This is a genomic window from Desulfohalovibrio reitneri, assembly GCF_000711295.1.
Taxonomy (GTDB): Bacteria; Desulfobacterota; Desulfovibrionia; order Desulfovibrionales; family Desulfovibrionaceae; genus Desulfohalovibrio; species Desulfohalovibrio reitneri.
In genome coordinates this window covers 624,532-645,916 of record NZ_JOMJ01000004.1, presented here as the reverse complement: position 1 = coordinate 645,916, position 21,385 = coordinate 624,532, and the positions used below count along the sequence as shown (strand labels likewise).

The window sequence follows — 21,385 nt, the reverse complement described above, 5'->3', positions numbered from 1 at the left end:
TCAGTTCTTTCCTCCGTCGCCCTTGGGCTTGGACTTCTTCCCCGAGGACCTGCGCCGGCCCCTGCGGGAACGGCTTTTGCCCTTGGGCTTGCGTCCCTTGTTCTGGCCGCGGCCTTCCTTGTGGTCGGCCTGCTTATCCTCGCCCGGGGGGGTATCCACCTGCGGCGCTTCCGCTGGCGGCTCCTCCCCGGCGGGAGCCTCCTCGGCGGCCTTGCCCGGCGGCTCCCCGGAAGCCTTCTCCTGGCGGGGGCGTTCGCGTCCGCCGCGTTTCTCGCCGCCCTTGGGAGGTCCCGATTTCTGCTGGCCGGCCCTGGGTTGCTCCCGGGGCTGCTCCTGGTCGAGAATCTCGCTCCACTGGTCCAGTGGAATCTCCCGTTCCTCCCCGTCCTCGGTGAGCAGGGTCAGGGTGTCGCGGAAGAAATTGGAGCGCAGCACCTTCACCGAGCCCATGGCCGTGCGGTAGCGCTTGCCCAGCCTGGGACAGCGCTTCTGGAACTTCTCGTAATTCTGCTGTTCGAACCCGAGGCAGCACAACAGGCGGCCGCAGATGCCGGAAATCTTTGTGGGATTGAGGAAGAGATTCTGTTCCTTGGCCATCTTGATGGTCACCGGATCGAACTTGCGCATGAAACGGCGGCAGCAGCAGAGCTGGCCGCAGTTGCCCACCGCCCCGATCATCTGCGTTTCGTGGCGCACGCCGATCTGGCGCAACTCGATGCGGGAGCGGAACTCCCGCACCAAGTCCTTGACCAGCTCTCGGAAATCCACCCGATTGGGCGCCGTGAAATAAAAGATGAGCTTGGAACGGTCGTGAAAGACCTCCACGTCCACCAGCTTCATCTCCAGACCAAGCTCGCCAATGCGCTGGCGGCAGTACCGCTTGGCCCGCTCACCGAAATCGCGGTTCTCTTCCTCGGTCTCCAGGTCTTCCTCCCCGGCCGGTCGGAAGATGGTCTTGAGATCCTCCTCGTCCCGCTGCGGCGGCGGTTCGTCGAGCACCATGGCCACGACGCCCATGCCGCGGCCCTGGTCCGTCTCCACGATGACCCTGTCACCCTTGCCGACCACGTACGGGCCGGCGTCGAAATAGTATATAGGACCGTAGTCCTTGAACTTCACGCCGAGAATGCGGCTCATTGAATCTATCCCTTCACCTTGCTCCCGGTTGAATCCGGGGCAAAAGAGTCTTCATACCGCCTTTTCCCTTCGGAAGCAATAAAGCCTCCCCCAGCCTTGCATTTTGCCCGCACCGAGAGTACGCGGGGCCGAGGTTCAACCCTTGGTTATCCACCATGCCGCCACCATCGGTCCTGCCCGTACAACCCCAGCGCACCTTTTGGCGCTTCTTCCTGCCCATCCTTTTCATCCTGGGCTGCCTTTTCCTGATGACCATTGGCGCCACCCTCATCACGGGCCGGCAGGTCTACCACGACATGCAGCGGGAAGTTGCCCAGGCGGTCCTCTCCTCCGCCAGCGAGGCGCTGACCATAGGGGGCGAGCCGGCGGGAGGTGTTTCTCCCAGGGCGGTGGGCCGCATCCAGTCTCTGGAGAAAGGGCTGCAGGGCCGCCTTTTCGCCTTTGATTCAATCTGCCGCCTGCGCGCGGGGACGCATCCCTTCCTCGGCGAGTCCGCCGCCTTTTTGACCAACCAGTGGCCCGCCATCTGCCGCCGGTGGAACGAGGCCCTGGAAGCCGCGCCATCCGGCAGCCTGGTCAAGGTGGAGAACGGCGAGGACGCTGACCGGAGGGGACTTATCATCTGGCTCCGCCGCGACCCGGCCAGCCACTTGGCCGTGGGGTACGCCATCCCCAGCGCGACCCTCAACCAGAGCGTATTCCGCTTCATCGACGCCCTGCTGGCCTCCGGCGCGCTGAGCCTGCTGGTCCTGGGGCTGGCCCTGGCCCTGCTCCTGCGCAGGCTGCTGCGCCCCGTGGGCGGGCTCATCGAGGCGCACAAGCGAATACGGAGCGGCGATTTCGCCGCCCGGGCCGACGACTCCATGCATGGGGAGATCGGCGAACTCTGTCGCCATTTCAACGCCATGGCCCGCTCCCTGCAGGAGCACATGCAGACGGAACAACTGCGCCAAGTGGAACTGGACGAACTGAACCAGGAACTGGAAAAAAAGGTCCGGCTGCGCACCGAGGCCTTGGCCAACAAGGCCGCCGAGCTGCAGGAGGCCAACGAGCGCCTGCGCGAACTGGACAAGATGAAAACCGCCTTCCTCTCCAGTGTGTCGCACGAACTGCGCACCCCGCTGACGTCGGTGCTGGGCTTCGCCCGGCTCATTGAGAAGGATTTCAAGACCCACTTCCTCCCCCTGGGCAAGACCGGGCAGGTGGCCGGGCGGGGCGAGCGCATCACCCGCAACCTGGACATCATCATCGGCGAAGGCAAGCGGCTCACCCGCCTCATCAACGATGTCCTGGACCTAGCCAAAATCGAGTCCGGCCGCATGGTGTGGAACGACGTCCCGTTCGACGTGGCCGAGATGTGCAGGGAAGTGGCCGCCACCTTCCGTTCTCGGGCCGAGGATTCCGGGCTGGAATTACGTGAGGAACTGGAGGACGGCCTGCCGACGCTGCTGGCCGATCGCGACCGCATCCTGCAGATACTCGTCAACCTGCTGGACAACTCGCTGAAATTCACCCACAGCGGGCACGTCGCCCTGCGCGCCTACCGCGACGACGACCAGTTGATCATGGAGGTGGAGGACACCGGCGAGGGCATTCCCGAGGATGAGGCCGAGGTTATCTTCAAGACCTTCCACCAGGCGTCCCGTCGCGACAGCTACCGCGACAAACCCGCCGGTACCGGTCTTGGGCTGTCCATCTGCCGCCAGATCATCGAGCACTACGGAGGAGGAATCTCCGCGGCGTCCAAATCCGGGGCGGGAACGACCGTCAGACTTACAGTGCCCCTCGGGCGGAACAGCCAGCCCGACGGCGAGGCCCCGTCTTTACCGAATGGGTAGAAACCCGTAGCATGACGTCCACGGGCCAGACAGGAGCGGGAGAAACAATGCCTGGAAAGATTCTCATCGTGGACGATGAAGTCCACATCCGCATGCTCCTCGAGCAGACACTCGAGGAGCTTGAGGACGACTACGGGGTGGAAATCCTCACCGCGGGCGATGGCGAGGAGGGCATGCGCATCATCCGCGACCAGCGGCCGGAAGTGGTGTTTCTGGACATCATGATGCCGCGCATGAACGGCTACGAAGTGACCCGCCTGGTTACGGAGGAGGAAGGGCTGGATTCCGTGCGAATCGTCCTGCTGACGGCCAAGGGACAGGAGGCGGACAAGAAGCACGGCATGGAAGCGGGCGCTGAAATGTATATGACCAAGCCGTTCGACCCGGACAGGGTGCTGCAGGTGGCCATGGAATTGCTGGGGTTGCGGGAGTGAGATGACCCCGGACGCCCGCCTGCTCAAAGCCAAGCGGATTTCCCCCCTCCTGGAGCGGGCGTTGCCCCTGGCCCCCAACGGGACCGGACTGGCGGTCGTATCCGGAGACGACGTGCTGGCCAAGGCTCCCTCCGGCAACGGCTTCGACCCCCTTTGTGGAGATTTCGACGGACTGAGCCGCCCCATTCTGGCGGAAGGGCGCGAAGTGGGCAGCCTGCTGGTGCGCTGCCCCGACTCCGACCGGGGCGAGGCCCTGGCCGAGTTGCTGGAGCACGCCCTCAGCGCCACCACCCAACTTGAAGGCGGCCTGCGCAGCGTGGCCACCGAGACCCTGGAGCGGTACCGCGAACTGGAGACACTGCACCGGGCCGTCTACAATCTTGGCGATTCCCTGCGGCTCGGCGACGTGACCCGTTCCCTCACCGAGGAGTGCGGCGGCTCGGATGTGCCCGCTGAAATGGGCCTGGTCATCTTCCGCGAATCCGAGCAGGGACGGCGGCAAGTGCTGGACGCCTTCGGCGAAGCCATGGCCGTGGGGTTGGACCGGATACTTCGCGGCAGGCTGTTCCGGGAGGCGGTGGCCAAGCCAAGCGGCGAGATAATCAACCAGCTGGAATCCGATCCCCGCTGGAACAACGAGGTGGAGGGCATCCGCTCACTGCTCATCCTGCCGCTCATCTCCCCCAACCTTTCCGGCGGCGCCCTCGTGCTGGCCTCCCGCTCTCCCAACGCCTTCACCGCAGCCCATCGCAAACGCATGGGCACCATCGCCTCGGTGGCCGCCACGGCCATGGGAAACGCCTACTATTTCGAGGAAACCAGGGTGCTCATGGACGCGCTGCTGCGCGCCCTGGCAGCGGCCATCGACGCCCGGGACGCCATGACCTCGGGCCACTCCCAGCGGGTGGCCACCCTCAGCGTCTCTCTGGCCAAGCTTGTCAACGGCGACCGCGACCGTTTTCCAGGGGTGCGCTTCGGCGAAGCCAACCTGCAGGAGATCTACTACGCCGGGTTGTTGCACGATGTGGGCAAGATCGGCGTGCGCGAGGAGGTCCTCAACAAGGCCACCCGTATCCCGCCCGCCCTGCTGGACGTCATCTTCCTCCGCCTTGACATGCGCGAGCGGGAATCGGGCGAACCGGCGGCCCCAGCCAAGGAACGGCTGTCTGCCATCAACGTCAAGCCCTTCCTGGAGCGCGAGGACGTGGTGCTGCTGCACTCCCTGCGGGAAAGCCGATTCGGCCCCGCGGCATCTCCGCTTTTGACCGGCGAGGAAGCGGCCGCCATGCTTGTGCCCAGCGGCAACCTCAGCCGTGACGAGCGCAAGGAGATCGAGCGCCACCCCGGGGAGAGTTTCCGCATACTCCGCCACATCCCCTTCACCAGGGAATTTTCAAACCTTCTGGAAATCATTCACCAGCACCACGAACGACTGGACGGCTCGGGCTACCCCCGCGGGCTCAGCGGGGAGGAAATTTTGCTGCAGGCTCGGCTGCTGGCGGTGGTGGACACCTTTGACGCGGTGACGCAGAAACGCCACTACAAGCCGGCTCTGCCCAGAGCCAAGGCACTGGACGTCCTGCGCGAGGAAGCCGAGGACGGCCGCATGGACGCCGGGCTCGTCGACCTCTTTGTCGAACGGGTGGATGAGATCATGGAGAACGTGGAACGGCTGGAGCAAGCCAACGGCCGGGAGCCGATCAGTCAGCCAGCATATCGGGCGTGACGCCCACCACGCTTATCCCGGCCGCCTCGGCCTCGGCCAGGGCGCGCCGCCGATCAAAGAAGAGGCTTTTGCCCGCTTCCAGGGCCAGGCAGGCCGCCCCGCCCCTGGCCAGCGCCTTGATGGTGTCCGGCCCGGCGGCAGGCAGGTCGGCCCGCACTTCCTGGCCCGGCTTGCAGACCTTGAGCACCAGGGCCCCGGCCCCGGCGAGAGTACACCCGCGCTCTACGGCGCGGTCGGTGCCTTCCAGTGCCTCCACCGCGGCCACCATCTGCCGCCGCACCACGATGGTCTGGCCGATGTCCATCTCCCCCACCGCCTTGGCCACTGGCCAGCCGTAGCGGATGTCCTCCCAGGTTTCCCGGGAGGGGCTCTTCCTGGTGAGGACGCCGGGCGGGGTAAGCAGGTCCGGCACCACCTCGTGCGGCGCGCTGACGGTAAAGCCGTCCTTTTCCAACTCGCCTATGATGGCCCGCAGCAGGGCGTCATCGCCCTTGCCCCGCAATCTGGGCAGCAGCTTGGCCGCGCGCCAGTCCGGCACCAGATCGCGCAAGGCCCGGGGCTTGGCTATCGTTCCCGCCATGACAACGCGGTCCACGCCCTGTTTGGCGAAAAAGGAGATGACCGCCCCCAGCTTGCCCATACCCAGGCGAACGTAGGCGTCCACCTCGGCCTCCAGGGCGGGATCGGTGTTGTCCGGGAAGCCCACCGCCACCACGCGCTCGCCGGCGGCGCGCACGCCCCTGGCCACCAGGAAGGGGAACCGCCCCCCTCCCGCGATGAGCCCAACGGTGGCCACGGCTACTCCTCGGAAAAGCCGTTGCCGTTGGCCGCGGCCGGTGTGACACCGCGCTTGGAGGATCGGATGAAATCCACCAGGCGCATGACTTCAGGGTGCTCGCCGAGGTCGGCCTGAACCTCGTCCAGGGCCTCCTCGCGCGTGCGGTCGGAGCGGAAAATGAGTTGGTAGGCCTTCTTCAGGGCGGATATGGCATCGCGGGTATAGCCGTTGCGCTTGAGCCCGATGACGTTGACCCCGTGCAGGCTGGCCCGGACTCCGGTGGCCATTACAAAGGGAGGCACGTCCATTCCGAAGCCGCCCATGGCCCCCAGAAAGGCGTGCTCGCCGATGCGCACGAACTGGTGCACGCCGCTCATGCCGCTGATCACGGCGTGGTCGCCGATCTCCACGTGCCCGGCCAGAGACGAGGCGTTGGCCATGATGACGTGGTCGCCCAATTCGCAGTCGTGGGCCACATGCACGTAGGCCATGAGCATGCACCCGGAACCGACGCGGCTGTAGCCGAGCCCCCGGGCCGTGCCCCGGTGAACAGTCACGAACTCGCGGATGACGTTGTTGTCGCCGATGTCCACCGTGGTGGGTTCACCCTTGAATCCGAGATGCTGCGGCTCGCCGCCTAGCACCGCGTGGGAATGCACGTGGTTTCCGCTGCCCAGCGAGGTGTGCGACTTGATCTGTACAAAAGGTTCGAGGCGCGTGGAATCGCCAATGGAAACCCCGTCCTCGATGACGCAATAAGGGCCCACGACCACGTCCGTCCCCAACTCGGCCCCTGGATGGACCACGGCCCGTTCGTCAATAACCACACTCATGCCAGATCTCCGCGATTAACCAGGGCGGCCGCCAATTGCGCCTGAACCGCCACTTCGCCTTCGACCAGGGCAGTGCCCCGCATCTTGAAAATATTGAATTTCCGCTTCACTTCGTCCAGTCGCAGCACCAGTTGATCACCCGGAACCACGGGGCGGCGGAACTTGACCTTGTCGATGCCCGTGAACATGAAAATCTTGCCGTCGAGATCCACGTCGAAGCTCTTGAAGACCATGACGCCACCCGCCTGAGCCAGGGCCTCCACGATGAGCACCCCGGGCATGACCGGCAACTCGGGAAAATGCCCCTGGAAGAACGGTTCGTTGACGGTCACGTTCTTGATGGCCTCAAGGTACTCGCCAGGCTCCAGCCGCTCCACCCGGTCCACGAGCAGGAAGGGATAGCGGTGGGGGATGTATCGCATGATCTCACGCACGCTGGTGCGCTGGGAATCACCCGTCATGATCATCTCCTTTCTTCAGGCTGGCCTTTATCTCGGCCAACTCCCGTTCCAGTTCGCGCACCTTCTTCGCCATGTCCGGCAGTTTGGGCATGAGGGCGGCGTTGCGCAGAAATGTCTTGTGGTCGTAGGCGGGGCTTCCGCTGACCTGCGAGCCGGGGGGGAGGTCCTTGCCCACGCCCGCCTGGGCGCCGACCATGGAGCCGTCACCGATGGTGAGGTGCCCCACCACGCCCACCTGCCCGCCGAGGATGACCCCGGTGCCGAGCTTGGTGCTGCCGGAAACGCCCACCTGGGAAACCAGGATGGAATGCGGGCCGACTGTCACGTTGTGGGCCACCTGGCACAGGTTGTCCAGCTTGGCTCCCGTTTCGATGCGCGTGGTGCCTAGGGAGCCCCGGTCGATGGCGGTGTTGGCGCCGATCTCCACACGATCACCGATTTCGAGGCCGCCGATCTGGGGCACCTTGACGTGCCCCTCCGGCCCCTGGGCGTAGCCGAAGCCATCCGATCCCAGCACAGCGCCCGGATGGACGATGACTCCATCGCCCAGCTTGACACCGGCCATGAGCGTGACGCCCGGATAGAGAACGCATCCCTCGCCCAGCACGCAGTCCTCGCCCACGTAAACGCCGGGGAAGAGGCGGCTGCGCGGTCCGACCACGGACCCGCGCCCCACGTACACGAAGGGGGCCAGCTCCGCTGAGTCGTCGACCCGCGCATCGGCATGGACCGAGGCAAGCCCGCTCTGGCCAGAGAAGGCGCCCTGGGGGGTGTGAAACACCTCCAGCACGCGCGCCAAGGCCAGGTAGGGGTCATCGGCGGCCAGCACGGGGCACTTGGCCCGGGTGGCCTGCTCCTCCCGGGCGATGACCGCTCCCGCGGAGGTGGATTCCAGTTGGTCGGCGTACTTGGGATTGGAGAGGAAGCTGAGCTCCCCGGCGGTGGCCCGCTCCAGCGGGGCCACGCCGCTAACCTCCACATCGTCGCCGATGAGGCGGAGGCCGAAGCGCTCCGCCAGCTCGGACAGGGGGACTTTCATGCGCTACTTGTTCTTCCAGGCCTTGTTCATCTCCACGATGATCTCCGAGGTGACTTCCACCGCGTTTTCATCGAAATAGACGACACCGGAATTGTTGCGGTCCAGGAGGATGTCGTAGTCGTTGTTCTTGCCGTACTTTTCGACCACTTCAGCGAGCATGTCCAGGACAGGGTCCAGGGCCTTCTTCTCGCGCATCTGCATGCGGCGCTTGTAGGCCGTACTCATGTCCTGCAGTTCCCGCACCTTGCGCTGGAACTCCATCTGCTTCATCTGCTTGGCCTCGTCGGACAGGGCAAGGGACTGCTTCTCCATGTCGGCTTTCATATCCTGGATCTCGGCCTGACGCTCTTCCAGGTCCTTTTTGAGCTTGTCGAACTCGCCCTTGAGGTCGCTCTGGGCCTCCTGGCCCGGATCGGACTTCTGCATCACTTCCTTGACGTTGATGACGCCGATCTTCATGGCCTGCGCGGTGGCCCCGGCGGCCAACAGCATCACCACGGCCAGGCAGAGGGAAAACATGGATTTCATGTAGTTGTCTCCTTTTTGCATGTTGGAACGCGGCTAGAACACGCCGCCCATGCTGAATTCGAAACGCCCTGTGTCGTTGTTGTCCTCGAGCTTGTCAAGTGGATAGCCCCAGACCACGGTCAGCGGACCGAAGGGGGAATTCCACTTCAGCCCAGGGCCCACGCCCTTGTACAGACCCAGCGGCAGGCTGGTGCCGTCGCGCTGCTTGGTGTCCTCGAAGAAGCTCTCCTCGTGTTCCCAGGAGTTGCCCGCGTCGAAGAAGGCGAAGGCCCAGAGGCTTTGCTCCTCCCACACCGGAACGTAGTACTCCACGTTGGCGAAGGCCATCTTGGTGCCGCCGATGAGGTCGTCGCTGGACGGGTCGCGGGGGCCTATGAGGCCGCCGCCGTAGCCGCGCACGGTGTCGATGCCGCCCAGGAAGTACCGCGCCCAGGGCGGCACGGGGTCGTCGGTGAAGTTCTTGGCGGTAAGCCCTGCCGAGCCACGCAAGTGCAGGACGGTGTCGCCGATGAGCTGGGTGAAGTAGTCGCCCTCGTATTCGTACTTGATATAGTCGCTGTCGCCGCCCAGGAAGCCGCCTGCCACGTTGACCTTGAGTTCGTTCCTGGTGCCCTGGACAGGGATGAAGCCGCCCCGCCTGGAGTCGCGGATGGCGGCCACGGCGACTTTGCTCTCCAGATTGTTGCCCTTGTACTGACGCAGCAGTTCCGCGTCGTCGTCGTCAACGTTGCGCAGTTCGAAGTCGCGGATGTTGTAGCCGGATTGCAACACGGTGTACTGGCCGATGGGGTATCCCACCCCCACGGTGGCGCCGAAGGAACGCTCGGTAAAGTCCACCTGTTCCTCTTCCTGGTACCCGAAGTCCACGGAACCGGAGAGCTTGGTGTCGTAAATGTGCGGGTTGATGAACTTGAGGTGATAGTCCTCCTCCACCGCCCCCAGGGAGCCGGAAAAGCTCAGGGTGTAGCCGCGGCCCAAGAGGTTGCGCTCGGTGATGGTGCCGGTTCCGAATACCCTGTTGCGCGACGAGTAGCCCGCGCCGATGGAGAAGAAGCCGGTGTTCTTCTCGGCCACCTTCACCTTGAGGTCCATCTGCGAGGGATCGCCCGTGGGCACCGTCTCCATGTCCACGGCCTCGAAGTAATCCAGGTTGTCCAGGCGCCTGGTGGACTGGGAGACCTTGACTCCGGAGTAGGGGTCGCCGTCGCCGAGTTGGATCTGGCGGCGGATGACGTTGTCGCGGGTCTTGGTGTTGCCCTCGATGAGCACCCGGCGGATGAATACCTTCTGCTGCTTGTTGACGATGTAGTCGAGGTTGATGACCAGGTTTTCCCGGTCCTCGTCCATGTCCACGTCGGCCCGGGCGAAGGCGTACCCGTAATTGCCGTAGTATTCTTCGAGGGCAAGCAGGTCGTCGCGCATGCGCTGGCGGTCGAAGTACTCGTCCTCATCCGCCTTGTCGTCCAGCTTGACCACGCCCAGCAGTTCCTTCTCCGGAGCGATGAGATCGCCACGCAGGTTGATCTCGCCCACCTTGAAGCGCGGCCCCTCTTCCACCTTGAAGGTGACGTAGATACCGTCTTCCTTGAACTCCACCTCGGGCTGGGAAACCTTGGCGTCGATGAAGCCCCGGTTGGCGTAGTAGGCCTCCAGAGCCGCGGCGTCGCGGTCGAGCATTTCCTCCTGCAGCACGCCGGAGCCGGTGAATATGGAGAAGATGCCCCGCTCGGACAGGGCCAGTTCGTCCTTGAGGTCGCCCTCGTCCAGCTTCTCCGCGCCCTCGATGGTGATTCCCTCGACGTAGAGCTTCTCGCCCTCGGCCACATCGATAACCAGGGAGGCGCTGCCGCCGCCGTCGCCGCCCTGGACATCGTAGTCCACCTCGGCCAGGTAGTACCCCTTGGAGCGGTAAAGCTGGCGGACCTTCTGCAGGTCCTGGGAGAGCACCTTGAGGTTGAGGACCGAGCCCTCCTTGGTGTCCATGGCCTCCAGGATGTCGTCCTCGTCCACCTCGTCGCTGCCCTCGACGCGGATGTCCACGATGCGCGGCTTTTCCACCACGCGGAAGATGACGCGCTTGCCCTCGGCGGTGTCCTCCACCTCGATTTGCACGTCCTCGAAATATCCCAGTTCAAAGAGATTGCGCAGGTCCTGGTCCAGTTTCTCCCGGTCCAGCACGTCGCCCTTGCGGGTCTGGATGCGCATCAGCACCACGTCCTTGTCCAGGACCTTGGTTCCCTCCACCTCGATCTCGGCCACCTGCTCCTTCTGCAGCAGCTCCTGGCGGATCTTGCCGGCCAGTTCCTCCACCGCGGGCAGGATGTTGATAAGCCCCTTTTTAACCACGAATACGGCCTTGTCGGCCTTCAGGCCGAAGGCCTCCACCAGCCGCACGTCCAGGCTGATGGTCTCGCCCACTTGGCTGAAGGATCCATAGACCGCTGTGTCCGCCTTGGTCAGAAGGGCCAGGTCTCGGGCCGTGGAGATGTCCAGGTACTCGATCTCCCTGTCGAAGATGATCTGCTCGACCTCGTCGCGCTGAACGACCTCGAACCCCTCCTTGCGCAGTTCGTCCGCCAGCAGGGTGGGCAGGCTTTCGCGCAGGTACTCCACGTCCTCGCTGGCGTTGACTTCAAAAGGAAGAACCACCAGCCGCTGCTTTTCGCCGATCTGCGCGTTGGCCGCGGAGGCCAGCGCCAGAATCAGGCTCAGCGCGAAAATCAGCGGGCTAGCAGGGAAGGCTCGCATGCAGGACTCCTTCGTGCAGTTCCAGTTGCCGCCCCATTCCGCGGGCGAGCTCGAGATTATGCGTGACGACAATGAGAGTCATGTTAAGTTCGCTGTTGAGCTTGAGCATCACCTCGGCGATGCGCCGACCCGTTTTCTCGTCCAGCGACCCGGTGGGCTCGTCGGCCAAAAGCGCCCGTGGACGCATGAGGATGCCCCTGGCAAGCGCCGCCCGCTGCCGTTCTCCTCCGGAAAGGCGGGTCACTTCGAATCCGCCCCGCTCGGTCAGCCCCACAAGGTCCAAGGCCTCGGAAGCCCGATCCATGGCCTCGCCGCGGGGAAGTCCGGCGATGAGGCCGGGCATGGCCACGTTTTCCAGAGCGGTAAATTCCGGCAGGAGATGATGCTGTTGAAAGACGAAACCGAGGTGCCGGTTCCGCACATCCATCCGTCCGGCCTCGCTCAGGTCGGACAGGTCTCCCCCGTCGAAAAGAACCGTGCCCTCGGAAGGGGTATCCAGAGTTCCCAAAATATGCAAGAGCGTCGTCTTTCCCGACCCCGACGCGCCGACAATCGCCAGCGACTCCCCTGTCTCGATGCGGCAATTCACCCCGCTCAAGACCTCCACCTCCTCGGTGGGGCCCTGGTAGCGCTTACGCACGTTCTCCAGAACGAAGAGGGAATCACTCATAGCGCAACGCGTCCGCGGGGTTGAGGGAAGCGGCTCGTCGGGCCGGATAGATGGTGGCCAGGAAGCACAGCAAAAAGGCCGCCACGCCGATGACGCCGAGATCGAAGGCCTCCAGCCGCACGGGCAGGTAGTCCACCGGATAGACGTTGCGGGGCAGTTCGATGAATTGGTAGCGCCGCAGCAGCCAGGCCACGGGCAGTCCCACCAGGTAGCCGGCCACCGTGCCCACCGCGCCGATGATGGTGCCCTGCAGCATGAAGATGCGCCGCACCGTGGAACGCCCCGCGCCCATGGACATGAGCACGGCCACGTCGCGGGTCTTTTTCATGACCAGCATGACCAGGGTGGTGACGATGCTGAAGGAGCCAACCACGATGATCAGGGCCAGGATAATAAACATGGCCGTCTTTTCCAGCTTGAGGGCGGCGAAGAGGTTGGCGTTCATCTCGGCCCAACTGCGCACGGAGAGGGGAAACTCGCCGATGCGCTCCCGCAGGTCCTCGCTGATGGCTTCGGCCCGCTCCGGGTCGGATGTCCGCACTTCCACCCCTGTGGCCAGGTCCCCGTCGAAGCCGAGCAGATCCTGGGCCTTGTCCATGGCCACGTAGCCCAGGGAGGAGTCGTACTCGTACATGCCGGTGTCGAACACCCCCACCACCTGAAAAACGCTGATCTTGGGGGTAAACCCGGCGGAGGTCTTGCGGCCGGTGGGCGAGAGCAGATTCACCCGGCTGCCGAGATGCAACCCCAGCCGCGAGGCCAGCTCCGCGCCGACCACAACGCCCGGCGGACCGTCCTCACGGCCCAGGTCCTTGATCTCTCCGGCTTTCATGTACCCGGCCAGCCCGAGCACCCCGCCCGCCCTGTCCGGCAGCACGCCGCGCAGGGCCAGCCCCTTCACCCCGCGCGGGGTGGAGAGCATGACCTCGGAGTAGACGAAGGGCATGGCCCCTTCAACGCCGTCCACCTCTTCCGCCCGGTCCACAAGCTCCTCGTAGTCGGCGATGCCCTGTTCGAAACTGGTGATCAGGACGTGGGCGTTGACCCCCAGAATCTTTTCCCGCAGGTCATGGGTAAAGCCGTTCATGACTCCGATGACCACGATGAGGGAGGCCACGCCCAGGCAGACCCCGAATACGGCGAAGAGGCTGATGAGGGAGATGAAGGCCTGCCTGCGCAGGGCCAGCAGGTAACGGAAGGCGACGAAGAGTTCAAACCGCATGGAGATAGTCGGGCCGCCTCCCCAGGAAAAGAGAAAACCCGGCCTTGGCCGGGGTTTTCCGCATCTCGTCCCTGGCTGGGGACTGGGTTTCGCTGCAAGAGTGCATCATGGTGCGTCCGTGCGCGGAACGACCCCGCGCGTCATGCGGCTCTTTACCACGCTTCGCCGGGGAAGAAAAGCGCCGGGGCTCTCCGGCAACCGGCCTAGACCTCCGGCCGCAGCAACGGAAAGAGGATGACCTCGCGGATGGAGGCGGAGTCGGTCAAAAGCATCACCAGCCGGTCGATGCCGATGCCCTCGCCAGCGGCCGGGGGCATGCCGTACTCCAGGGCGCGGACGTAGTCCTCGTCCATGGTGTGCGCCTCCTCGTCGCCGGCCTCCTTTTCCGCCACTTGGTCCAGAAACCGGCAGCGCTGGTCAACCGGGTCGTTGAGTTCGGAGAAGGCGTTGGCCATCTCCCGCCCGGCGATGAACAGCTCGAAACGGTCGGTGATCTCCGGGTTCTCGTCGTTGCGGCGGGACAGCGGCGAGATGTCCGTGGGGTAGCCGTAGATGAAGGTGGGCTGGCTCAGCTTGGGCTCCACGTGGATGTCGAAGAGTTTGGCCTGCACCTTGCCCAGCTTGTCTCCCTCGAATACCTTCTCGCCCTTTTCCTTGACGTATTTGCTGGCAGCCTCGAAGTCGTTGTAAAAAGCCGGGTCGAGCCCGCCGATCTCCCGCAGGGACTCATGGAAGGTAAGCCTGCGCCATGTGCCCCGGGTGAGGTCGATCTCCTCCTCCTGGTACATGACCTTGGAGGAACCGGTGGCCGCGATGGCGATGCGCTCGAACAACTCCTCGGTGAAGTCCATGAGGTCGAAGTAGTCGGCGTAGGCCCAATAGAGCTCACACATGGTGAACTCGGGATTGTGCTGGGTGGAGATGCCCTCGTTGCGGAAGTTGCGCCCCACCTCGTAGACTTTCTCGAAGCCGCCCACCAGGAGCCGCTTGAGATACAGCTCCGGGGCGATGCGCATGTACAGCTCAAGCCCCAGGGCGTTGTGGTGGGTACGGAACGGCTTGGCCGTGGCCCCGCCGGGTATGGCCTGCAGGGTGGGGGTCTCAACCTCCAGAAATTCCTTCTCGTCCAGCACCCTGCGCAGTTCGCGCACGATGGCCGTGCGCACCTTGAAAATCTCCGCTGCGCGGGGATTGACGATGAGGTCCACGTAGCGCCGGCGGTAGCGAGTCTCCACATCCTTGAGGCCGTGGTATTTCTCGGGAAGAGGGCGCATGGACTTGGTTAGCAGGTCCACCTTGTCCGCGGCCAGGGTCAGTTCATCTGTCTTGGTGCGGAAGGGGGTGCCCGTCACCTGGACGATGTCGCCCACGTCCAGCTTCTTGAAGAGTTGGTACTCCTCCGTGCCGAGGGTGGCCTTCTGCACGTAAACCTGCATCCGCCCCGTGGTGTCTTGCAGATGGAAAAAGGCCGCCTTGCCGAAGGACCGCAGGGAAACGATGCGTCCCGCCAGAACGAGACGGTCCTCCACCGATTCCAATTCGGGCGCGCCAAAGGGCTCGTAGCCCTCGCGCACCTGGGATACAGAAGCGTCCCGGCGGCAGGCGTTGGGGAACAGGGGCACGCCCTCGTCCACCAGTTGCACGGCTTTCTCAACGCGGTTCTTGAGTACCTCGTTCAGTTCGCCGTGCTCGGCAAGCGCCTCCAGCATGGGGGTGAAACGCTCCACCGAGGGGGACTTGACCTTGAGCTTGATGGGCTTGTTCTTTTTTTTGGGCGTGTCGTCGCTCACGCCTGGCTCCTCGCATGTGGTCCGTTGGAACCCGACAGGGGTATTCGCTTTCGATGGGAGCGTCAAGGACGGTGTTGCCGGGAGTCGGGCTGAAAAAAGAAATTCGGCCTTGACGAACACTCGCCGGTGTGATTAAAGGCTCTCTCCCGTTCGCGGGAAATGCTCCCCGGTAGCTCAACCGGCAGAGCGGGTGGCTGTTAACCACTAGGTTGGCGGTTCGAATCCGTCCCGGGGAGCCAGAGAAATTCCAAGGGGACCGGCGCGCGCCGGTCCCCTTTTTTCTGTTTACCTTGACCTGGGCCTCCATGATGCCTACACAGAGCCGACTATGAACTGGGACTGGGAAAAACTCACCGAGCAGAAGCAGCGCCGCGGCGGCGGCCGCCGTCCACAGGATGACGACGGTGGCAACGGCGGCGGAGGCGGCGGGCCCAACGGGCTCAACGACCTCTTTGAAAAATTCCGTAACTTCAGGCCCTCGGGCGGCGGGAAGCTCATCATACTTCTCGTCATCATCGTCTGGGCTCTCACCGGCATCTACATCGTCGAACCCGACGAAACGGGCGTGGTGCTGCGCTTCGGCGAGTTCTCCCGCTACACCACTTCCGGACCGCACTACCACCTGCCCTACCCCATCGAAAGGGTCTACACCCCCAAGGTGACGCAGGTACAATCGATTGAAGTGGGATTCCGCACCCCGGGAAGGTCCACCGGAAACTACAATCCGAGCAACGCCCGGTTGGTGCCCGATGAGTCGCTCATGCTCACCGGTGATGAGAACATCATCAACGTGCAGTTCATCGTCCAATTCAAGATCAAGGACGCCATGAACTACCTCTTCAATGTGGTGAACCCCACCGAGACGGTGCACAACGCCGCCGAGGCGGCCATGCGCGAGGTCATCGGCAAGAACAAAATCGACTCCGCCCTGACCGCGGGCAAGCTGCAGATCCAGCAGGAATGCCAGCTGCTTCTGCAGGAAATCCTGGACCGCTACAAAGTCGGCCTCCACGTGCTCTCGGTACAGCTGCAGGACGTCCATCCACCCGATGAAGTGGTGGACGCCTTCAAGGACGTGGCCTCCGCCCGCGAGGACCGCTCGCGCATCATCAACGAGGCCGAGGCCTACAGCAACGACATCCTGCCCAAGGCCAGGGGCCAGGCCGCGGCCATCGTCAACGAGGCCCAGGCCTACAAGGAAAGCGAGGTCCTGGGGGCCAAGGCCGGGGCGGCCCGTTTCGAGGCCGTGCTGGAGGAATACGTCAAGGCGCCCGACGTGACCCGCAAGCGCTACTTCATCGAGACCATGGAAGACATCCTCTCCAAGGACGGCGCCAAGAAGATGATCCTCTCGGATGAAGCCGCCAAACGCGCCCTGCCCTACCTGCCGCTTGGCCAGGGCGCCCAGGGGGTGGCCCGATGAAAAAATACGCCATCGTCTTCGCCGTGCTCGGCGCGCTGGGAGCCATCGCTCTGGTGCAGGCCGCCTTCACCGTGCAGCAGACCGAGCGGGCCATCGTCCTGCAGCTCGGCAAGCCCGTGGCCGGTCCCCTGGGTCCCGGCCTGCACTTCAAGCTGCCCTTTGTGCAGAACGCCATGTTCTTCGACTCCCGCATCCTGGACTACGACGCCCAGCCCGCGGAGATCCTGACCAAGGACAAGAAGAACATGGTGGTGGACAACTACACGCGTTGGCGCATCGTCGATCCGCTTGAGTTCTACCGCACCCTGCGCACCGTCCCCAGCGCCCAGGCCCGCCTGGACGACATCATCTATTCCGAGTTGCGCGCGGCCTTGGGACGGTACACCCTCATCGAAATCGTCGCCGAGAAACGCGGCGAGATCATGCAGGAAGTCACTGGCAAGGCCAACAAACTGGTGGCCGAATTCGGCATCGAAGTGATCGACGTGCGCATCAAGCGCACCGACCTGCCCTCCGAGAACGAGCAGGCCATCTTCGGACGCATGCGGGCCGAACGTGAACGCCAGGCCAAGCGCTACCGCTCCGAGGGCCAGGAGGAAGCGGCCAAAATCCGCGCCCAGGCCGACAAGAAGCGCACCATCCTCATCGCCGAAGCCAAGCGCCAGGCCGAGGTCCTGCGCGGCGAGGGCGACGCCGAGGCCATCCGCATCTTCGCGGGCGCGCTCAAGAAGGCCCCGGACTTCTACGACTTCCAGCGCTCGCTGGAGGCCTACCGCAAGGCCATGTCCAACGGCACCACCTACGTGCTTACGCCGGACGACCCCTTCCTGAAATACATGAAGTGATTTGACCCAGGTCAAACCACAGGGCCACGGGGGGAGGCAGACTCCCCCCATGACCCTGATCGTCCGCCTTCCCGCACTCCTCTCCTGCCTGCTCTTCGGAGCCCACGCCCTGCGCTGGGGCGATCCCGGCCTGACCGCCTGCATGCTCCTTTTATCTGCGGCCGTCGTCATGCGGCGGCCCTGGCTGCGCCCCGTGCTGGCCGCGGCCCTGGCCTGGGGGCTGTTCGTCTGGCTTGACACCGCGGTGGAGTTGACCTCGGTGCGCCGCATGCTGGGCCAGGACTGGGGCCGCATGGCCGCCATTCTGGGCGGGGTTTTCCTGCTGGACGCGGCCGCCCTGCTGGCCCTGCTCTCCCCGCTGGGCCATCGCGCCTTCGGCCGTCCGGACGGACGCGCCTGGGCACGAGCCTCCGCCTTCCTGCTGACGTTCCTTCTACTGGACGTCTCCCGCGCCATGGCCCCGTTCGAAGTGCTGCTGGCCGACCGCTTCCTGCCCGGCTGGGGACGGTTTGAGATCGGCCTGCTGGCCCTGTACGCCTCCTGGCTGACCGGACACGTGCTGGACCCCGCCCGCCACGCCAAACTGCGCCCTGTATTCTGGGGCTTCTTCTCCCTGGTTTTTTTCGGCCAACTCGCCCTAGGGCTGGCCGGGGCGGAATCATTCCTCATGACCGGGCAGCTGCACCTGCCAGTGCCCGCGCTCATTTTGGGCGGCCCCCTCTTCCGGGGGGACGGCTTCTTCATGGCCATCCTCTTCGCCTCGTCCGTGGTGCTGCTGGGTCCGGCCTGGTGCTCCCACCTGTGCTACATCGGCGCCTGGGACGACGCCTCCTCCCGGCTGGCGGACAAGGACGGGCAAAAACGCCCCGCGAGCATGGGCCGCCTGCCCCTGCTGGGCCGGGGCCTGACCCTGCTGCTAACCATCCTGGCCGCCCTCGGCTTGCGCGCGGCGGGCGTGGCCGGACCAACGGCCATCTGGCTGGCCGTGGCCTTCGGCCTGGCCGGAGTGGGCGTCATGCTCTTTGCCTCGCGCAGGCGCGGGGCCATGGTGCACTGTTCCACCTACTGTCCCATGGGACTGGCCGGGAACCTGCTGGGCAAACTCTCCCCCTGGCGCATGGCCATGGACGAAAACTGCACCGCCTGTGGCCGCTGCGCCAAGGCCTGCCGTTACGGCGCGCTTGAGCCTTACGACATCGCCAGCCGCCGCCCGGGGCTGTCCTGCACCCTGTGCGGCGACTGCGTGTCCGCCTGCCGCCACGGCTCCATGGCCTACCGAGCGCACTTCCTCTCCCCCGCCTCGGCCCGCGCCGCCTTCCTGGTGCTGGCCGTCTCCCTGCACGCCGCCTTTTTGGGATTGGCCCGCATTTGACGCAGGTCAACGACACCGGCCGCCCTGCGGTCTAGACTGCCTTCAAAAGATACGTATTCTTGAATGACCAAGGAAACGGCCAGCAAGGAGAACGCCATGAAGACGCTGAATTTCATCGAGGAAGGACAATACAAGGACAAAGGCATGGGCAAGCTGCTCATCCACGACTCGCCCTACTTCAAGATGCTCAACTTCAACTTCGAAGCCGGTCAGGAACTGCCTGTCCACGCGCACGACATAGAGGGCCAACTGGCCATCACCGTGGCCGAGGGCGGCGGGGAATTCCTGGGTGCAGACGGGGCGACCATCCCGGCCAAGCAGGGTGACGTCCTCACTTCGGACATCGCCGAACCGCACGGCTTCCGCGCCAGCGAGCGCACCCGGCTACTGGTTTTCATCGCCCCGCCCATCTAAACCGCGCAAGCGAGCAAGGAGCGGACATGACGACCACTATCCCGGAGGGCGCGGTCAAGCAGCGCGACGGCACCTACGCCCTCAAGCCACGCACCCCGCTGGGCCGTGTGACCCCGGAAATCCTGGAGACCGCCGCCCGCGTGGCCCGGGAGCACGGCGCGGAGTACATCAAGCTGACCTCCGGCCAGCGGCTGCTGCTGGCCGGATTTCCCGAGGAGAACGTGGCCGCCGCGGCCGAGGACCTGGGAGAGCTTGGCCGGGTGTGCAAGCACTACGTGCAGGCCTGTCCGGGCAACGAGACCTGCGCCCACGGCCTGGACGACTCCATGGGGCTGGGCAAGCGGATTGAGGACATGCTCTTCGAGCGCGACGACCTGCCCGGCAAGGTCAAGGCCGGAGTCTCCGGCTGCCCCCGCTGCTGCGCGGAGAGCATGGTGCGGGACATCGGCCTGGTGGCCACCCCGTCGGGCTGGAGGGTGATCTTCGGCGGAAACGCGGGATTCAAGCCCAGGGTTGGCGACGTGGTGGCTGAAAAAGTCACCGCCGACGAAGCCTTGGACATCGTGCGGAAACTGCTGGACTTCTACGCCCGCGAGGGCAAACCCAAGCAGCGCACCGCCCGTTTCGCGGAAAAAGTGGGCCTGGACGCCCTGCGCCGGGCGGCTCGCTTCTGAACCCGCCAAGGAAATAGCGAACACGTCGTGGCCCCGGATCGTCGTCCAGACGGTCCGGGGCCACGCTATTCGGCGGAGATGCCCGCCCCCCGCACCAGCCGTCCGGCCACGTCCGGGGGAAGGCGGGTGGGCTCGGACGGCAGGCGGGCCGCGTCGAATCCCTCCACCAGTTCGGCGGGGCGGCGCGGCTCCGGCCTTTCGATCTGCCCGGCCAACCAAGCCAGGTAGCCCGCCACGTCCTCCGGCCGCGCCCCTGCCTCGCGCAGGGCGGCGATCTCCAGTGACTGGTGTCGCTTGGCCAGCCGTTCGCCCTCATGGTCCAAAAGCAGGGGAAGGTGCAGGTATTCCGGCGGCTGGAAGCCGAGCATGCGGTAAAGCAGTATCTGCCTGGGCGTGGAATCGATGAGGTCGTCTCCGCGTACCACCTGGGTGACGTTCTGGGCGGCGTCGTCCACCACAACGGCCAGCTGGTAAGCCCAAACCCCGTCGGAGCGGCGCAGGGGAAAGTCTCCCCCAAGCTCCTGCGGGTCCAGGGCCAGGCGACCGCGCAGCATGTCCACGAAAGCCACCTCGCCGTCGGGGCAGTACAGGCGCAATGCTGGGCTGCGCCCGCCCGCCTCCCGCTCGGCCCGCTCATCCGGGGTGAGGTCGCGGCAGAAGCCGGGATAGCGCGGCCCGGCGTCGCCCACGTGCGGGGCGGAAGCGGCCCCCCGGAGTTCCTTGCGGGTGCAGTAGCAGGGGTAAACAAGTCCGCGCTCGGCCAGCCTCTCGGCGGCCTCCTGGTACAGTCCCAGCCGCTCGCTCTGCCGGTAGGGGCCGTAGGGACCGCCCTTGTCCGGCCCTTCGTCCCAGTCCAGCCCCAGCCAGGCCAAGTCGTCCAGGGCGGCCCGCTCGAACTCCGGCTTGGAGCGATCCGGGTCCAGGTCCTCCAGGCGCATGAGCATGTTCCCCCTGCGACTGCGTGAGGCCAGCCAGGCCAGAAGAAAAGCGTAGGCGTTGCCGAGATGGAGGCGGCCGGTGGGGGACGGGGCGAAGCGGCCGCGGGGAGGCGGTTTCATGTTCCCAGTATTTCTCGAATCTTGCCGATGATGTCCCGAAAGAGAGTGTCCTTCTGCAGAACCCCGGACACACCCAGCTTCTCGGCCATCTTCAGGCAGGAGTGAGGCTCGTACAGCAACCCGCCCCCGGAAATGGCCAGCACAGGGGTGGCGGGCGAACACTCGCGCAGGGCGAGGACCAATTCCAGTCCGTCCTGGTGTGGCATGAGCACGTCCGTAACCACCAGGTCGATGGCCTCGGTGAAGAGTTCCATGGCCAGCTTGCCGTCGCTGGCCGTGTACACCTCGTACCCCTCCTTTTCCAGAATCTCCTCAAGTATGTCCAGTGTTTCCGGATCGTCGTCCACCAGCAGGACGCGAATCGCCCGGCCGCGCTCGATATTCTCCACCATGCG

General features: G+C 64.9%; 20 protein-coding genes and 1 tRNA gene. 9 read left to right on the top strand and 12 right to left on the bottom strand.

The window, feature by feature from the left end:
* A complete protein-coding gene (locus N911_RS17145; protein ID WP_029898777.1) occupies positions 1-1,137 on the bottom strand; it encodes a PSP1 domain-containing protein in 1,137 nt (378 codons plus the stop codon).
* A 248-nt stretch (positions 1,138-1,385) separates the two neighbouring features.
* On the opposite strand from N911_RS17145, the gene N911_RS17790 reads away from it, so the two are divergent.
* From N911_RS17790 to N911_RS0115570, 3 genes are read left to right on the top strand one after another with little or no spacing between them, the layout of a single operon-like run.
* Positions 1,386-2,975 carry a HAMP domain-containing sensor histidine kinase gene (locus tag N911_RS17790; protein WP_161781644.1) on the top strand — a complete coding sequence of 530 codons (1,590 nt, stop codon included), beginning with the start codon at positions 1,386-1,388 and terminating at the stop codon, positions 2,973-2,975.
* Positions 2,976-3,022: 47 nt separating this feature from the next.
* Positions 3,023-3,409 (top strand): response regulator, encoded by a 387-nt coding sequence (locus tag N911_RS0115575; RefSeq protein ID WP_029898774.1) that lies wholly within the window; start codon positions 3,023-3,025, stop codon positions 3,407-3,409.
* A 1-nt stretch (position 3,410) separates the two neighbouring features.
* Complete coding sequence (locus N911_RS0115570) at positions 3,411-5,135, top strand: HD domain-containing phosphohydrolase (protein WP_029898773.1); 1,725 nt, start codon at positions 3,411-3,413, stop codon at positions 5,133-5,135.
* On the opposite strand, the gene N911_RS0115565 is transcribed toward N911_RS0115570, so the two are convergent.
* The 9 genes from N911_RS0115565 to lysS form a co-directional block, all read right to left on the bottom strand.
* Entirely contained in the window at positions 5,110-5,931 is an 822-nt protein-coding gene (locus tag N911_RS0115565; RefSeq protein WP_029898771.1) for an LpxI family protein, read from the bottom strand. The genes N911_RS0115570 and N911_RS0115565 overlap by 26 nt on opposite strands.
* A 2-nt stretch (positions 5,932-5,933) precedes the next feature.
* On the bottom strand, positions 5,934-6,746 hold the full coding sequence (gene lpxA, locus N911_RS0115560; RefSeq protein WP_029898769.1) for an acyl-ACP--UDP-N-acetylglucosamine O-acyltransferase: 813 nt from the start codon (positions 6,744-6,746) through the stop codon (positions 5,934-5,936).
* On the bottom strand, positions 6,743-7,207 hold the full coding sequence (gene fabZ, locus N911_RS0115555) for a 3-hydroxyacyl-ACP dehydratase FabZ (protein ID WP_138774441.1): 465 nt from the start codon (positions 7,205-7,207) through the stop codon (positions 6,743-6,745). The genes lpxA and fabZ overlap by 4 nt, the downstream gene beginning before the upstream one ends.
* Positions 7,197-8,246 (bottom strand): UDP-3-O-(3-hydroxymyristoyl)glucosamine N-acyltransferase, encoded by a 1,050-nt coding sequence (gene lpxD / locus N911_RS0115550; RefSeq protein ID WP_029898765.1) that lies wholly within the window; start codon positions 8,244-8,246, stop codon positions 7,197-7,199. Before lpxD ends, fabZ begins: the two co-directional genes overlap by 11 nt.
* A 3-nt stretch (positions 8,247-8,249) precedes the next feature.
* Positions 8,250-8,774: an OmpH/Skp family outer membrane protein gene (locus tag N911_RS0115545; RefSeq protein WP_029898762.1), complete on the bottom strand. Its 525-nt coding sequence runs from the start codon at positions 8,772-8,774 to the stop codon at positions 8,250-8,252.
* Between the two features lie 33 nt (positions 8,775-8,807).
* Positions 8,808-11,522, bottom strand: coding sequence for an outer membrane protein assembly factor BamA (bamA, locus tag N911_RS0115540; RefSeq protein WP_029898760.1), 2,715 nt, complete (start codon positions 11,520-11,522; stop codon positions 8,808-8,810).
* Entirely contained in the window at positions 11,503-12,192 is a 690-nt protein-coding gene (locus N911_RS0115535; protein WP_029898758.1) for an ABC transporter ATP-binding protein, read from the bottom strand. Before N911_RS0115535 ends, bamA begins: the two co-directional genes overlap by 20 nt.
* Positions 12,185-13,414: a lipoprotein-releasing ABC transporter permease subunit gene (locus N911_RS0115530; RefSeq protein WP_029898756.1), complete on the bottom strand. Its 1,230-nt coding sequence runs from the start codon at positions 13,412-13,414 to the stop codon at positions 12,185-12,187. The genes N911_RS0115535 and N911_RS0115530 overlap by 8 nt, the downstream gene beginning before the upstream one ends.
* Positions 13,415-13,617: 203 nt before the next feature.
* On the bottom strand, positions 13,618-15,123 hold the full coding sequence (gene lysS, locus N911_RS0115525) for a lysine--tRNA ligase (RefSeq protein WP_081859313.1): 1,506 nt from the start codon (positions 15,121-15,123) through the stop codon (positions 13,618-13,620).
* 244 nt (positions 15,124-15,367) lie between these two features.
* On the opposite strand from lysS, the gene N911_RS0115520 reads away from it, so the two are divergent.
* From N911_RS0115520 to N911_RS0115495, 6 genes are all read left to right on the top strand, one after another.
* Positions 15,368-15,443: transfer RNA gene (locus N911_RS0115520), tRNA-Asn, on the top strand.
* 89 nt (positions 15,444-15,532) lie between these two features.
* On the top strand, positions 15,533-16,627 hold the full coding sequence (gene hflK, locus N911_RS0115515; RefSeq protein ID WP_029898754.1) for an FtsH protease activity modulator HflK: 1,095 nt from the start codon (positions 15,533-15,535) through the stop codon (positions 16,625-16,627).
* Positions 16,624-17,472, top strand: a complete 849-nt coding sequence (gene hflC / locus N911_RS0115510; RefSeq protein WP_029898753.1) for a protease modulator HflC — start codon at positions 16,624-16,626, stop codon at positions 17,470-17,472. Before hflK ends, hflC begins: the two co-directional genes overlap by 4 nt.
* Before the next feature lie 49 nt (positions 17,473-17,521).
* The gene (locus tag N911_RS0115505; RefSeq protein WP_029898749.1) at positions 17,522-18,844 is read left to right on the top strand and encodes a 4Fe-4S binding protein; all 1,323 of its coding nucleotides are present in this window, start codon (positions 17,522-17,524) and stop codon (positions 18,842-18,844) included.
* Between the two features lie 96 nt (positions 18,845-18,940).
* Entirely contained in the window at positions 18,941-19,258 is a 318-nt protein-coding gene (locus tag N911_RS0115500; protein WP_029898747.1) for a cupin domain-containing protein, read from the top strand.
* Between the two features lie 26 nt (positions 19,259-19,284).
* Positions 19,285-19,932, top strand: a complete 648-nt coding sequence (locus N911_RS0115495) for a nitrite/sulfite reductase domain-containing protein (protein ID WP_029898745.1) — start codon at positions 19,285-19,287, stop codon at positions 19,930-19,932.
* 65 nt (positions 19,933-19,997) lie between these two features.
* On the opposite strand, the gene gluQRS is transcribed toward N911_RS0115495, so the two are convergent.
* Positions 19,998-20,990, bottom strand: a complete 993-nt coding sequence (gene gluQRS / locus N911_RS0115490; protein ID WP_029898743.1) for a tRNA glutamyl-Q(34) synthetase GluQRS — start codon at positions 20,988-20,990, stop codon at positions 19,998-20,000.
* The gene (locus tag N911_RS17785; RefSeq protein ID WP_051694494.1) at positions 20,987-21,382 is read right to left on the bottom strand and encodes a response regulator; all 396 of its coding nucleotides are present in this window, start codon (positions 21,380-21,382) and stop codon (positions 20,987-20,989) included. The genes gluQRS and N911_RS17785 overlap by 4 nt, the downstream gene beginning before the upstream one ends.
* Positions 21,383-21,385: the final 3 nt, after the last annotated feature.

Excerpts from the sequence above, each read along its gene's own strand:
- N911_RS17145 (WP_029898777.1), bottom strand. The coding sequence starts at position 1,137 with ATGAGCCGCATTCTCGGCGTGAAGTTCAAGGACTACGGTCCTATATAC.
- N911_RS17790 (WP_161781644.1), top strand. The coding sequence starts at position 1,386 with ATGACCATTGGCGCCACCCTCATCACGGGCCGGCAGGTCTACCACGAC.
- N911_RS0115575 (WP_029898774.1), top strand. The coding sequence starts at position 3,023 with ATGCCTGGAAAGATTCTCATCGTGGACGATGAAGTCCACATCCGCATG.
- N911_RS0115570 (WP_029898773.1), top strand. The coding sequence starts at position 3,411 with ATGACCCCGGACGCCCGCCTGCTCAAAGCCAAGCGGATTTCCCCCCTC.
- lpxA (WP_029898769.1), bottom strand. The coding sequence starts at position 6,746 with ATGAGTGTGGTTATTGACGAACGGGCCGTGGTCCATCCAGGGGCCGAG.
- fabZ (WP_138774441.1), bottom strand. The coding sequence starts at position 7,207 with ATGACGGGTGATTCCCAGCGCACCAGCGTGCGTGAGATCATGCGATAC.
- lpxD (WP_029898765.1), bottom strand. The coding sequence starts at position 8,246 with ATGAAAGTCCCCCTGTCCGAGCTGGCGGAGCGCTTCGGCCTCCGCCTC.
- N911_RS0115545 (WP_029898762.1), bottom strand. The coding sequence starts at position 8,774 with ATGAAATCCATGTTTTCCCTCTGCCTGGCCGTGGTGATGCTGTTGGCC.
- bamA (WP_029898760.1), bottom strand. The coding sequence starts at position 11,522 with ATGCGAGCCTTCCCTGCTAGCCCGCTGATTTTCGCGCTGAGCCTGATT.
- N911_RS0115535 (WP_029898758.1), bottom strand. The coding sequence starts at position 12,192 with ATGAGTGATTCCCTCTTCGTTCTGGAGAACGTGCGTAAGCGCTACCAG.
- N911_RS0115530 (WP_029898756.1), bottom strand. The coding sequence starts at position 13,414 with ATGCGGTTTGAACTCTTCGTCGCCTTCCGTTACCTGCTGGCCCTGCGC.
- lysS (WP_081859313.1), bottom strand. The coding sequence starts at position 15,123 with ATGCTGGAGGCGCTTGCCGAGCACGGCGAACTGAACGAGGTACTCAAG.
- hflK (WP_029898754.1), top strand. The coding sequence starts at position 15,533 with ATGAACTGGGACTGGGAAAAACTCACCGAGCAGAAGCAGCGCCGCGGC.
- hflC (WP_029898753.1), top strand. The coding sequence starts at position 16,624 with ATGAAAAAATACGCCATCGTCTTCGCCGTGCTCGGCGCGCTGGGAGCC.
- N911_RS0115505 (WP_029898749.1), top strand. The coding sequence starts at position 17,522 with ATGACCCTGATCGTCCGCCTTCCCGCACTCCTCTCCTGCCTGCTCTTC.
- N911_RS0115500 (WP_029898747.1), top strand. The coding sequence starts at position 18,941 with ATGAAGACGCTGAATTTCATCGAGGAAGGACAATACAAGGACAAAGGC.
- N911_RS0115495 (WP_029898745.1), top strand. The coding sequence starts at position 19,285 with ATGACGACCACTATCCCGGAGGGCGCGGTCAAGCAGCGCGACGGCACC.
- gluQRS (WP_029898743.1), bottom strand. The coding sequence starts at position 20,990 with ATGAAACCGCCTCCCCGCGGCCGCTTCGCCCCGTCCCCCACCGGCCGC.
- N911_RS17785 (WP_051694494.1), bottom strand. The coding sequence starts at position 21,382 with ATGGTGGAGAATATCGAGCGCGGCCGGGCGATTCGCGTCCTGCTGGTG.